Annotated in this window: 14 protein-coding genes; 9 read left to right on the top strand and 5 right to left on the bottom strand. The window is 40.3% G+C overall.

Annotation, left to right across the window (positions count from 1 at the left end; translation table 11 throughout):
- Positions 1-5 precede the first annotated feature (5 nt).
- The 3 genes from BM073_RS15525 to BM073_RS15515 all read left to right on the top strand — a co-directional run bounded on the left by BM073_RS15525 (position 6) and on the right by BM073_RS15515 (position 3073).
- The gene (locus BM073_RS15525) at positions 6-1403 is read left to right on the top strand and encodes a high affinity choline transporter 1 (protein WP_091655247.1); all 1398 of its coding nucleotides are present in this window, start codon (positions 6-8) and stop codon (positions 1401-1403) included.
- Positions 1390-2571, top strand: coding sequence for a class I SAM-dependent rRNA methyltransferase (locus BM073_RS15520; RefSeq protein WP_091655246.1), 1182 nt, complete (start codon positions 1390-1392; stop codon positions 2569-2571). The genes BM073_RS15525 and BM073_RS15520 overlap by 14 nt, the downstream gene beginning before the upstream one ends.
- A gap of 67 nt (positions 2572-2638) precedes the next feature.
- Positions 2639-3073, top strand: a complete 435-nt coding sequence (locus BM073_RS15515) for a hypothetical protein (RefSeq protein ID WP_091655245.1) — start codon at positions 2639-2641, stop codon at positions 3071-3073.
- A gap of 281 nt (positions 3074-3354) precedes the next feature.
- Here the strand turns inward: BM073_RS15515 and BM073_RS15510 are convergent, their stop codons facing one another.
- The 5 genes from BM073_RS15510 to rsmA form a co-directional block, all read right to left on the bottom strand.
- Complete coding sequence (locus BM073_RS15510) at positions 3355-3747, bottom strand: HIT family protein (protein ID WP_091655244.1); 393 nt, start codon at positions 3745-3747, stop codon at positions 3355-3357.
- 215 nt (positions 3748-3962) lie between these two features.
- On the bottom strand, positions 3963-4436 hold the full coding sequence (gene greA / locus BM073_RS15505; RefSeq protein ID WP_091655243.1) for a transcription elongation factor GreA: 474 nt from the start codon (positions 4434-4436) through the stop codon (positions 3963-3965).
- A 165-nt stretch (positions 4437-4601) separates the two neighbouring features.
- Positions 4602-5531: a 2-hydroxyacid dehydrogenase gene (locus BM073_RS15500; protein ID WP_091655242.1), complete on the bottom strand. Its 930-nt coding sequence runs from the start codon at positions 5529-5531 to the stop codon at positions 4602-4604.
- Between the two features lie 4 nt (positions 5532-5535).
- Complete coding sequence (gene mgtE / locus BM073_RS15495) at positions 5536-6903, bottom strand: magnesium transporter (RefSeq protein WP_091655241.1); 1368 nt, start codon at positions 6901-6903, stop codon at positions 5536-5538.
- Positions 6890-7675 (bottom strand): 16S rRNA (adenine(1518)-N(6)/adenine(1519)-N(6))-dimethyltransferase RsmA, encoded by a 786-nt coding sequence (gene rsmA, locus BM073_RS15490; RefSeq protein WP_091655240.1) that lies wholly within the window; start codon positions 7673-7675, stop codon positions 6890-6892. Before rsmA ends, mgtE begins: the two co-directional genes overlap by 14 nt.
- 105 nt (positions 7676-7780) lie before the next feature.
- Between rsmA and pdxA the strand changes: the two genes are divergently transcribed.
- The 6 genes from pdxA (at position 7781) to accB (ending at position 12056) form a co-directional block, all read left to right on the top strand.
- A complete protein-coding gene (gene pdxA, locus BM073_RS15485) occupies positions 7781-8803 on the top strand; it encodes a 4-hydroxythreonine-4-phosphate dehydrogenase PdxA (RefSeq protein WP_091655239.1) in 1023 nt (340 codons plus the stop codon).
- Between the two features lie 93 nt (positions 8804-8896).
- Positions 8897-9463, top strand: a complete 567-nt coding sequence (locus BM073_RS15480; RefSeq protein ID WP_091655238.1) for a YceD family protein — start codon at positions 8897-8899, stop codon at positions 9461-9463.
- A 29-nt stretch (positions 9464-9492) separates the two neighbouring features.
- Entirely contained in the window at positions 9493-9684 is a 192-nt protein-coding gene (rpmF, locus tag BM073_RS15475; RefSeq protein ID WP_091655237.1) for a 50S ribosomal protein L32, read from the top strand.
- Positions 9685-9905: 221 nt separating this feature from the next.
- Positions 9906-10904 (top strand): beta-ketoacyl-ACP synthase III, encoded by a 999-nt coding sequence (locus BM073_RS15470; RefSeq protein WP_091655265.1) that lies wholly within the window; start codon positions 9906-9908, stop codon positions 10902-10904.
- 23 nt (positions 10905-10927) lie between these two features.
- The gene (gene efp, locus BM073_RS15465; protein WP_091655236.1) at positions 10928-11491 is read left to right on the top strand and encodes an elongation factor P; all 564 of its coding nucleotides are present in this window, start codon (positions 10928-10930) and stop codon (positions 11489-11491) included.
- A gap of 88 nt (positions 11492-11579) precedes the next feature.
- Complete coding sequence (accB, locus tag BM073_RS15460; RefSeq protein WP_091655264.1) at positions 11580-12056, top strand: acetyl-CoA carboxylase biotin carboxyl carrier protein; 477 nt, start codon at positions 11580-11582, stop codon at positions 12054-12056.
- Positions 12057-12067: the final 11 nt, after the last annotated feature.

Genomic DNA, 12067 nt, shown 5'->3' with positions numbered 1-12067 from the left:
TTGCCTTGCTGCTTCTTGCCATCATAGCTTATCTCGCTATCACGGTGGGAATCGGGGCTTGGTCTTCCAAGCTGGTTAAAAACTCCAATGATTTTGTATTAGCGGGAAGATCTCTCCCGCTTTTTCTTTCTGCCTCTGCCCTATTTGCGACTTGGTTTGGTTCAGAAACTATCTTTGGAGCATCCTCTGTATACCTAGAGGAGGGCTTGATTGGAGTTATTGAAGACCCTTTTGGAGGGGCACTATGCTTGGTTCTATTTGGGATGTTCTATTTACGCCCTATGTATAGAATGGGAGTTCTTACAATTGGGGATGTATTTAAAAGAATTTTCGGAAAAAGAGTTGAGTTTTTTGCTTCGGTTTTCATGATTCCGGCCTACTTTGGCTATGTAGCGGCCCAGCTTGTTGCCTTAAGTTTGGTGCTGGGAGCAGTAACTGATTTAAGCCTTTTAGAAGGAATTCTCATCGCTGCAGGAATTGTAGTATTCTATACATTTTTGGGCGGTATGTGGGCTATATCGATTACCGATTTCATCCAAACCACTATGATAGTTATTGGTCTGGTTTGGGTTGCAATATTGGTGGCTCGAGAAGCAGGAGGCGTTCAGGAAATACTTTCTCAAGCTCCCGAAGAAAGCTTTCAGTTTTTTCCTGAGCCCGATTTTACTTCCTGGATCAATTATTTCGGAGCTTGGATCATTTTGGGCTTAGGCTCTATTCCATCTCAGGATATTTATCAAAGAGTCATGGCTTCCAAATCAGAAAAAGTAGCTGTACGCTCCACCTATTTGGCTGGCACATTTTATTTGACTTTTGGCTTGTTGCCTTTATTTATCGCATTGGGAGCTAAGGTGCTCTATCCAGAACTTTATTTGGAAAATAAGCAAATGCTCCTCCCTTCCATGATATTAAGGCATGGGGGCTTGCCTGTACAGATTGTCTTTTTTGGGGCTTTAATTTCAGCAATTATGAGCACTACGAGTAGTGGACTTCTGGCGCCTGCTGCCATCATTTCAGAGAATATCATTAAGCCCTATTTTGGAGAAAGACTGGATGACAGACATTTCTTATGGATTCTAAGATTGAATGTGGTCTTTGTAGCCATCATCGCAACAATAATGGCAAGTTGGGAATCCAATATTTATGAATTAGTCGCTGGAGCCTCTATCTTGATGCTAGTATCTTTATTTGTACCCTTGACAGCAGGACTTTATTGGAAAAACGCTTCCAAGATGGGTGCCTTGATGTCTATGGTAATTGGCATGATCGTTTATTTGGTCATTTCCAACTTTGAGCTTTATGTAGAGGCTCATATATATGGACTATTTGCCAGCATTATTTCCATGATAGCCGGAAGCTATTTATTCCCTGACAAATCAAAACCGAACTATGAACTATCCTAAGATAATTTTAAAAAAAGGAAAAGAAATTTCACTGATGCGAAAGCATCATTGGGTTTTTTCAGGTGCGATTGCCCAAATGGATTCTGATCTTGAATCCGGTCAACTGGTGGCTGTTTACTCTTCAAGGAATACTTTTTTGGGAATAGGTCATTTTTCCCACGGCTCAATCATGGTCAGAATTATCAGTTTCAAAGAAGAGCAAATTGACCTATCCTTTTGGAAGAAAAGAATTCAATCCGCTTATGAATTGAGAAAGGCTTTAGGACTCATCAATAATCCCGAAACCAATGTCTACAGGCTAATTCATGGAGAGGGGGATCTACTGCCGGGTTTAATTGTGGATTTCTATAATGGAACGGCAGTCATCCAAGCCCATCATGTAGGCATGCATGCACATATTCAAGAGATTGCCGAAGCAATTCAGGAAGTATACGGCAAGGATATTCAAGGAATTTATGATAAAAGTTCAGAAACCCTTCCAAAAAATCTGGGCATCAGCAGCAATGAATGGGTTTGGGGACAAGCCTCCACTGATTTAGTAAAAGAATACGGAGCTACCTATAAAATTGACTGGGAGAAAGGACAGAAGACTGGCTTTTTCATTGATCAAAGAGAAAACAGAAAGCTTTTGGCCTCTTATTCCAAGGGAAAAAAAGTCCTGAACACCTTCTGCTATTCAGGCGGGTTTTCGGTTTTAGCGCTCTTAGAAGGAGCAAATGAGGTGCATTCTGTAGATATTTCTCCAAAGGCTATTGAACTGACAGAAGAGAATATCTCGCTCAACCTTCAAATCCAGGGATCCCATGAGTCCAAGGTGGCAGATGTGGTGAAATACATTCGGGAAATTGGTGACGATTATGATCTCATCGTGCTGGATCCTCCAGCTTTTGCCAAAAATATCAAAGCAAGACATAATGCTGTTCAGGCTTATAAAAGACTGAATGCAGAGGCATTGAAAAAAATCAAATCCGGGGGAATTCTATTTACATTTTCCTGTTCTCAGGTAGTCGATAAAATTCTATTTGCCAATACCATTACCGCTGCGGCTATGGAAACTGGCAGAAAAGTAAAAGTGCTACATCACTTAAGTCAGCCGGCTGATCATCCGATCAATATTTATCATCCGGAAACTGAGTATCTCAAAGGCCTGGTTCTTTACGTGGAGTAAATTTCAAACAATTTTAGTCGAGTATTATTTCTTTTGGAGTAATTTCACCCAATAAACATCATCGAATATGTATACAGGAATCCAACATTTACACTCAGGACTCGCTTATTTGGCTCTAATCGCCTTGATCATCGTCATAGTTTTGATGCTAATCGGTTCTCTCAGTGGAAAAGAGTTCACAGAAAAGGACAGGAAGATTGCTATGATCGCATTTATTCTTGCTCACACGCAATTATTGGTGGGTTTGATTTTGTACTTCGTAAGCCCAGTTGGATTTAGCCTGTTGACTTCAGGTGGGGCAATGTCTGACCCAGCTGCCAGATTAACTGCATTAGAGCACCCATTAATCAATATCATTGCTATAGTCTTAATTAGCATTGGTTATATCCGAGCAAAAAAACTACAAAGTGACCGTGCTAGGTTCAGAAGTGTTTACATGATGTATGCCATAGGATTGGTGTTGATTCTTAGCAGAATTCCTTGGGCTAATTGGTTAGGGTAATTGCAAAAACTGATTATCCGCAGTCGTGCCAGTATTCATGTCTTCTCTGCCTATCCTAATGGAAGACCGAAGACAGGAGACCGAAACTTCCGGATTTTGATCCTTTGGGCTAATTCTAAGTTATATTTATCATCTTCTAGGTAAGAACGCATACACACAAATACCAAAAAAACCGAAGCTTTACCAGCTTCGGTTTTTTTATTTTCTTAAAAATCCCAGCACCTTCTCTCACTTCTATTCTCTCTTCTCTAACTTCTCGATTCTCGCTTCTATTCTCTCTCTTAAAATCCTTTTTTAATCTGCTCTGCTATTTCTGCCAATTCTTCCTTCTCCAATTTGAGTTTAGGTCGGGTGAAATTGATATCATCCATGGTTTTCAAAGGAACCAAATGCACATGGACATGAGGAACTTCCAATCCTATCACTGCTACTCCAATACGGGTACACTTGATCGTCTTATCCATTGCCTTCGCTACCTTTTGAGCGAATGTCATCAATCCTGATAAGACCATTGGTTCTAAGTTGAAAATATAGTCTACTTCCTGTTTGGGAACTACCAAAACATGTCCTTTCACCAAAGGCATAATGTCCAAAAAAGCTATGTAATTTTCATCCTCAGCGATGATATGTCCAGGAATTTCCCGATTGATGATTTTTGTAAATATGCTTGCCATAATTTTTAAATATGATTATTCGGAATTTTTCAAGCAGCCCTATCTCCCTTTGCTAATGGAGACCGAAGACCGAAGACCGAAGTTTGTCCCTGATAGCCATCAGGCTGAGCTTTTATACTGATAATTTTCTTATAGGTAGAAAAGTAGATATACATATCCTTAAAATAAAAAAATCCCGGCGAAAACCGGGATTCCAAACTGATAATATTTTTTAATCAATAAGAAATCTCTAGAACTTCAAACTGCAACTTTCCTGCTGGAGCGTTGATTTCGGCAATATCTCCCACAGTCTTACCTACTAAACCTTTTCCAAATGGAGAGGCTAAGGAAATTTTCCCCGCTTTCAAATCAGCTTCTTCCTCAGATACCAAAGTGTAAGAAACAGTCATCCCATTCTTTACATTTTTGATTTTTACCGTGCTCAAAATCCCAACTTTGGATTGGTCCATTTGAGAGTTATCCAAAACTCTGGCGTTCCCTACCACTGCCTCCAACTTGGCGATTTTAAGTTCCAATAGGCCCTGTGCATCTTTTGCAGCATCGTACTCGGCATTTTCGGATAAATCACCCTTGTCACGTGCCTCTGCGATCTGCTTTGCAATATCAGATCTTCCTTTGGTCTTCAATTCGTGAAGTTCATCCTTCAACCTCTTAAGACCCTCTTCTGTGTAGTATTGTACTTTTGACATAAAATATCACTTTGTTAAGTAGGTACAAAAAACAAAGTAACGGTCGCGTGAAAGGGACCGTTACCTTGTTTTCTTCCTGAATTTGTAAAGCAAAAATAGAAAAACTCTAATCAGAAAGCAAAATTGCCTCAAAAATAAAAGCCTCCTGTTTTTTCACTCAATTCGCTAATTAAAAGCCTTTTTTATCCTCTTTACCAGAACTTTATTGATTTTTTCATAGGATTCAAAAGTCCAGCCAGCAACATGTGGACTAAATATTACATTATCTCGAGCAGCCAATCTTTCAAACTGCTCTTTTTGCTTATCGGTAAACTTCTTGAATTTTTCATTTTCCAGAACATCCAAAACAGCTCCTTTTAATATCCCTTCATCCAATGCTCTGTTAAGTACTTCAAAGCTGATGACTTCACCCCTTGCGGTATTGATCAGCCAAAAAGGTTTGGAGAAGCTTTTTAATTCTTCGTAGGTGAAAAAATTCCTGGTTTCCGAAGTCAATGGAATGTGCAAACTTAACACATCAGCTTCTGCTTTGACTTTTTCCCAAATAACTTCCTCTACCTCTTCCGAGCCAAAGCCCAATTTATATTTATCATAGGCCATCACGCGAACTCCAAAACCTTTGAGTCTTTTGGCAAACTGGCTCCCCATATTGCCATATCCCATGATCCCTACCGTTTTCCCCTTTAGTTCATGTCCTCGATTTCCTTCTCTATCCCAGATTCCTTTTCTCACTTCGGAATCAGCTTTAATGACATGATTGAACAAGGCTAATAAGCCTCCTATTGCATGCTCTGCCACTGCGTCGCGGTTTCCTTTGGCAGCATGAAATAATTTGATTCCCCGCTCCACCAAGTACTCCAAATCAATTTGATCCAAACCGGCTCCAGCTCGGGCTATAAATTGCAATTGACTGGCCTTTTCCAATAATTCCCTATCCATGGGAGTTTTAGAACGGATTACAAGCCCATGATAATCTGCTACTTTTTCCAGTATCTCAGCTCTGGAAATTTTTGGCTCATAATCTACCTGATGACCTTCATTTTCCAATAAATCGATGATGCTCAAATGCATCTCGTCTATAATCAAAATCTTCATTTAATCACAAATTGAGTAATAGCATGGCAACGCCAAAGTAAACAGCCAAGCCTAATAAATCATTGGTGGTGGTGATGAAAGGACCTGAGGCTATGGCCGGATTGATGCCAAACCTGTTCAGAACCAGCGGGGTAACTGTCCCCATAAATGAGGCTAATAGTACTACACAAAATAAGGCAATCCCAACTGTAACTCCGAAGATAGGCTCAAAGCCATAAAGAAAAACAACCACCAAGAAAACAAAACCTCCCAATACAACTCCATTGATCAAGGCAATTAGTAAGCCTTTAAAAAATCGCTGAAATGGTGTGTCATCAAATATGGATTTATTGGCAAGGGATTGAACGATCAAAGAGCTTGCTTGAATCCCTACATTTCCTCCAGTAGCTGCCACGAGCGGGATAAAGGAGGCCAAGGCTAAATATTTATTCAAACCATCTTCAAAGAAACCGATGATTTTAGCCCCCATCAATCCTCCCATCACACCAATCAATAGCCAAGGCAATCTTGCTTTGGTGATCATAAAGATAGAATCAGACTCTTCGATATCTCCGGAGATACCGGCCATAGCTTGGATATCCTCATCAGCTTCTTCCTGTACTACGTCGAGGATATCATCGACAGTAATTCTACCTACCAGTTTATTTTTTGCATTGACAACCGGAACGGATTCCAAGTCATATTTCCGCATGATGGCAGCTACCTCTTCCTGATCCATATAGGTAGGAACAGAGATCACTTCTTCCTCATAAATATCCTCAATTTTGGTATTTTCTCCTGCTAGGATAATCCGCTTCAAAGAGACTCTACCTAAGAGCTGTTGCCTATTATTAACTACGTAAATGGAAAAGATCTTTTCAACATTCTCTGCCTGTCGGCGAATCTCATTGATGGTTTGGATGACATTCCAGTTTTTATTGGCTCGGATAAATTCCTTGGCCATGATACCACCGGCGGTGTCTTCTTCGTAGCGCAACAAATCCAAGACTTGCTCAGACTTGAGTTTATCCTGAAAATGAGAAATAACTTCCTCCCGCTCACGCTCACCTAGTAAGTTTAGAATATCTGCTCCATCATCAGAATCCATCAACTCGATGTAGGATGCTATCTCAGCTTCATTGATTTCTTTCAAAACCCTGAAAAGCGTATTGTCATCCAACTCTATCAGAATATCAGCAGCTGTCTGTTTGGTTAAAGCACGCAGCACATATATCGACTCCTCCATCGACAGCTCGTCGAGGATGGCTGCAATATCAGCTACATTTACCCCTTCTAAAGACTCCTCAATGAACACGAGGTCTTCAGACTCGATCGCCAACCTAAGGCTTTCTAGGTATTCTTTTGAAAGTTCAAATTGCTTAATGATTTCCACGGGAAGCTTCGATTTGTTGGGTTAAAAACACAAAATCAGCCACATCTAACTGTTCGGCTCGCTTATTCAAAATAGGATGGCTTTTAAACTCCTCAGCAAGCTGAAATGATTTCAGAGAATTCCGCAATGTCTTTCTCCTGTTTCCAAAACCGCCTTTGACAACCTGGAAGAAAAGCTTTTCATTACAATCCAGTTTTTCTGTTTGGTTTCTTGTCAGACGAATTACTCCGGAATTTACTTTCGGAGGGGGATTGAAAACACCTGGAGGAACGGAAAACAAATATTCTATAGAATAATATGCCTGAAGCAAAACAGACAAAATACCATAATCTTTATTTCCTTTTGGAGAAGCAATTCGCTGCGCGACTTCTTTCTGAAGCATGCAAACTACCTCAGTTACTTTTTGCCTTTCTTCCAAAACCCTAAAAAAGATCTGAGAAGAAATATTGTAAGGGAAGTTTCCGGCTATGGCATAACGCTCCGGTAAAACAGCATCTAAATTCTCCTTTAAATAATCCCCTTCAATGATTTTTCCTCCAAGCTGGGGATATTTCTGATGCAGATAGGCTATGGACTCAGAATCAATATCTATTAGATATAGTTCCATGGGGTTTTTCAACAGAAAATCTGTCAGCACTCCCATTCCGGGGCCGATTTCCAATACGCAGCCTACATCTCCGTGGCCTTGCACTGCTTGAGCTATTCGCTCGGCAATACTAAGGTCGGTCAGAAAATGTTGGCCCAGATGTTTTTTGGGTCTGACGTTCTGCATCGAATAGCTCAGATAAATTTTTATAAATTGCAGCCTAAAATTAAGACAATATTCCTAAAGGCCTAAGTTCAAGATTAGGCCATTCTTTTCAACAATCAAGTTTTTATGAGCGCTAAAATTTCAAAACCCATAATAGGGATCAGCATAGGGGATATCAATGGCATTGGGGCAGAAGTAACTATGAAGGCTCTTCAGGACAATAGAACTTATAAAAACTTCACTCCATTGATCTATGGGCATGGAAAAGCTCTGAGTTATTACAGAAAGCTTCTCAGCATGGAAGATTTCAATTTTGTACAAATTCGGTCTCTGGATGAAATACAGCACAAGCGAGTAAATGTGATCAATGCTGTAGAAGAATGTCCGGAGATTATCCCTGGAGTAGAAACTCAGGAGGCTGGTAAAATGGCTCTAGAAGCGCTAAAAATGGCAGTTGAAGACTTAAAAGCTGGAAATATTCAGGCTTTGGTCACTGCTCCATTGAATAAAAACAACATCAACTCTGAGGATTTAAAATTTGTAGGACACACAGAATTTTTGACCGAAGCTGTTGGTGCGAAAAAAAGCTTGATGTTTATGGTGGCAGAACAACTTCGAGTTGGCTTAGTCACTGGACATATTCCTTTATCAAAAGTAGCTCAAGCCGTAACAGGTGAGAAGATCAAAGAGAAAGCGAATTTAATGCTACAAAGCCTTGAGAAGGATTTTGGAATTGCCAAACCAAAAATTGCAATTCTGGGACTAAATCCACATGCCGGAGAAAATGGACTGTTGGGAGAGGAAGAGGAAAAAGTAATCAGACCAGCTATCAATGAATTGAAAGACCAAAACAAACTGGTTTTTGGTCCCTATCCTTCTGATGGTTTCTTTGGAATGGTGCATCAAAGTAAGTTTGACGGGATTCTAGCCATGTATCATGATCAGGGGCTTATTCCTTTCAAATCAATAGCATTTAGCAATGGAGTGAACTTCACGGCGGGGCTCCCTGTTATTCGTACTTCACCGGATCATGGCACTGCATATAATATTGCAGGAAAGAATCTGGCAGATGAAGGATCGATGCGTGCGGCCATTTATTTGGCTTCAGATATCATACAATACCATGAGTCATTAGTCGAAGAGGAATAATTATTTCGGTTTAACCAAATATTATTTCCCTGACTATTTTAGATAAAACAAAATTATACCTATTTTTGCGGTCTTAAATCAGAAGGAGGAAGTGTGAAATTCTTACGAAGCTTTGATATTGAGGTAATTAAGTTCAAAGAAGGACAGCACGAAATCGAGTTTCTGATTGACGATCAGTTCTTTTCGGCTTTCGAGGATAATGAACTGGTTGAGAAAGGCAAGTTGACCACAAGGGTCATCATGCACAAAGGAGCAAATTTGATAGAGATGGAGTTTGATATTGCGGGTCATGTGAGACTGACTTGTGATAGAAGTCTCGAAGAATTTGATTATCCGCTTGATATTCAAGAGGAGATCATTTTCAAATATGGCTCTGAAGAAAAAGAAATTGACGATAATATCTACATGATTACGAGGGATACTCCTTCAATCAATGTAGCTCAGTTGATTTACGAGTTTATCTTATTGGCTATTCCAGCCAAGAAAATCCACCCTGATCACCGCAATGAATTGGATGAGGAAGACGATTCTGATATAGATGGACAATACATTTATATCGATGATCAGTCAGACTGGGAGGAAGAAGAGGAAAACTCAGAAGAAAATGAAGACACACCGGTAGATCCCCGTTGGGAGATGCTGAAAAAATTAAAAAAATAAAGAACGAGAAATCATAAACCACGCATAAAATGGCACATCCTAAACGCAAAATTTCGAAAACCAGAAGAGATAAAAGAAGAACTCATTACAAGTTAGAGGCTCCTGGTATGGCTAAATGTCCTACAACTGGCGAAATGCACCTTCCTCACAGAGCATTCTGGTTGGACGGTAAGTTGTATTACAAAGGTCAGGTGATCATCGAAAAAGAGGTATTGGCTTAATCCAATATTTAACTCATAAAATTGAAATCCATCCCCGAAACGGGATGGATTTTTGTTTTTCAGCTAATTCCAAGACTCATTTAACCAATGACTTAGCTGTCATAAACGGATTAATTTTGGTGGTAAGAAGCAATTGTAATATTTTTGACCTTCCTTAGCAAAACCTATCAACCTAAGAAAATCAAAGACTTTTTGAATTGTCTTTGGAAAAACAAAATCAAATGGAGCAACTAAGAGCCATGATCACCGGGATTCAGGGATATGTACCTGAGTACCGTCTGACAAACAAAGAACTTGAAAAACTGGTCGAGACCAATGATGAATGGATCACCTCGAGAACAGGAATCAAGGAAAGAAGAATTCTCAAAGGAGAAAACCAAGGATCCTCGGTAATGGGCGCAGCAGCAGTCAAAGGACTGTTGGAAAAAACCGGTACCGACCCAATGGATGTGGAATTGATCATCTGTGCGACTGTCACTCCTGACATGCCCTTTCCGGCAACAGCCAACATCATAGCGGACAAAGTCGGAGCAAAAAAGAGCTTCAGCTTTGATATTTCTGCTGCTTGTTCAGGATTCCTTTACGCACTTCAGTTAGGGGCTCAATTTATTCAAGCGGGAACCCACAAAAAAGTAGTGGTAGTTGGTGCTGATAAAATGTCATCCATCGTAGATTATCAGGATAGAACAACCTGTATCCTCTTTGGAGACGGTGCAGGAGCAGTACTACTGGAAGCTACCACCAGTGAATATGGTATCAGAGATGCGATTTTGAGATCTGATGGATCAGGAGAACCTTACCTACACATGAAAGCAGGAGGAAGCCGTAAGCCAGCCACTCATCAAACAGTTGAAGCAAGAGAGCATTTCGCCTACCAAGAAGGTTCAACAGTGTTTAAATTTGCTGTAACCAACATGGCAGATGTAAGTGCTGAAGTGATGGAAAGAAACGGATTGACTGGAGACGATGTAGCTTGGCTTGTTCCCCATCAGGCAAATAAGAGAATCATAGATGCTACAGCCAACAGAATGGGAGTAGGTCCAGAAAAAGTAATGATGAATATTGAACGCTATGGCAATACCACTGCCGCCACTATTCCACTTTGTCTTTGGGACTATGAAAGTCAACTCAAAAAAGGAGACAATTTGATTTTGGCTGCTTTTGGTGGTGGATTTACTTGGGGATCTATTTATGTGAAATGGGCTTACGACCCCAAATAAGGAAAAAATAAACTCAAATATATATGGCAAGTACTGCAGATTTTAAAAATGGATTGTGCCTTGAAATGAACAATGACATTTGGACCATTGTAGAATTTCAGCACGTAAAGCCAGGAAAAGGAGCTGCTTTCGTCAGAACAAAATTGAAAAGTCTTACCTCTGCCAAAACTTTGGATAAGACTTTCAACGCAGGTGAAAAGGTAACCACTGCAAGAGTTGAAAAAAGACCTCATCAATTCCTGTACAAGGATGACATGGGTTACAACTTTATGGATACCAATACCTTCGAACAAATCATGATCGAAGAAAAACTGATCGAGCGTTCTGATTTATTGAAAGATGGTCAGCTTGTGGATATTTTGATCCACGATGAGACTGAAACTCCACTTTCTGTGGAATTACCTCCATTTGTTGAATTGATGATCACCTATACCGAGCCGGGTATCAAAGGTGATACTGCTACTAATGCCTTGAAGCCGGCAACTGTTGAAACAGGTGCTACTGTGATGGTTCCTCTTTTTGTAGATCAGGACACCATGATCAAGGTAGACACTCGTGATGGTTCATATTCCGAACGAGTAAAATAAAATCAAAAGCTGTGTGATTTTAGTAAATTACACAGCTTTATTGTTTTAAACCCAACCCTGCCGAGAGGCAATCCAAAACATGAAACCTATGAAAGCAAAAGAAATTCAGGAATTAATCGACTATATCTCGAATTCTGGTCTGGCTGAAGTAAAAATCAAAACAGAAGAATTCGAACTTTCTATCAAGAAATATGCAGAGTCTGCTCAAGTAAGAGTGGTGGAATCAGCTCCGGCTCCTCAGCCAGCTGCAGCACCTGCTCCAGCGCCAGCGCCAGCACCTCAACCTGCTGCTTCTGAGGCTCCAGCTGCGGCAAGCTCTAATTTGGTAGAAATTAAGTCCCCGATGATCGGAACCTTCTATCTCACTCCTAACCCTGATGCTCCTGCATTTGTAAATGTAGGTGACACCATCAAGGCTGGACAGACCGTTTGTATCATCGAAGCGATGAAACTTTTCAACGAAATCGAATCCGAAATTTCCGGTAAGATTGTAAAGATCTTAGTTTCCAATGCAACACCAGTTGAATACGATCAACCATTGTTCTTGGTAGATCCAGCAGGTTAATTTTTCCACTA

Origin of the sequence: Algoriphagus ornithinivorans (genome assembly GCF_900115305.1) — a bacterium.
GTDB classification, from domain to species: domain Bacteria; phylum Bacteroidota; class Bacteroidia; order Cytophagales; family Cyclobacteriaceae; genus Algoriphagus; species Algoriphagus ornithinivorans.
This window is presented reverse-complemented; position numbering and strand designations above follow the sequence as displayed.

Excerpts from the sequence above, each read along its gene's own strand:
- BM073_RS15520 (WP_091655246.1), top strand. The coding sequence starts at position 1,390 with ATGAACTATCCTAAGATAATTTTAAAAAAAGGAAAAGAAATTTCACTG.
- BM073_RS15515 (WP_091655245.1), top strand. The coding sequence starts at position 2,639 with ATGTATACAGGAATCCAACATTTACACTCAGGACTCGCTTATTTGGCT.
- BM073_RS15510 (WP_091655244.1), bottom strand. The coding sequence starts at position 3,747 with ATGGCAAGCATATTTACAAAAATCATCAATCGGGAAATTCCTGGACAT.
- greA (WP_091655243.1), bottom strand. The coding sequence starts at position 4,436 with ATGTCAAAAGTACAATACTACACAGAAGAGGGTCTTAAGAGGTTGAAG.
- BM073_RS15500 (WP_091655242.1), bottom strand. The coding sequence starts at position 5,531 with ATGAAGATTTTGATTATAGACGAGATGCATTTGAGCATCATCGATTTA.
- rsmA (WP_091655240.1), bottom strand. The coding sequence starts at position 7,675 with ATGCAGAACGTCAGACCCAAAAAACATCTGGGCCAACATTTTCTGACC.
- pdxA (WP_091655239.1), top strand. The coding sequence starts at position 7,781 with ATGAGCGCTAAAATTTCAAAACCCATAATAGGGATCAGCATAGGGGAT.
- rpmF (WP_091655237.1), top strand. The coding sequence starts at position 9,493 with ATGGCACATCCTAAACGCAAAATTTCGAAAACCAGAAGAGATAAAAGA.
- BM073_RS15470 (WP_091655265.1), top strand. The coding sequence starts at position 9,906 with ATGGAGCAACTAAGAGCCATGATCACCGGGATTCAGGGATATGTACCT.
- efp (WP_091655236.1), top strand. The coding sequence starts at position 10,928 with ATGGCAAGTACTGCAGATTTTAAAAATGGATTGTGCCTTGAAATGAAC.
- accB (WP_091655264.1), top strand. The coding sequence starts at position 11,580 with ATGAAAGCAAAAGAAATTCAGGAATTAATCGACTATATCTCGAATTCT.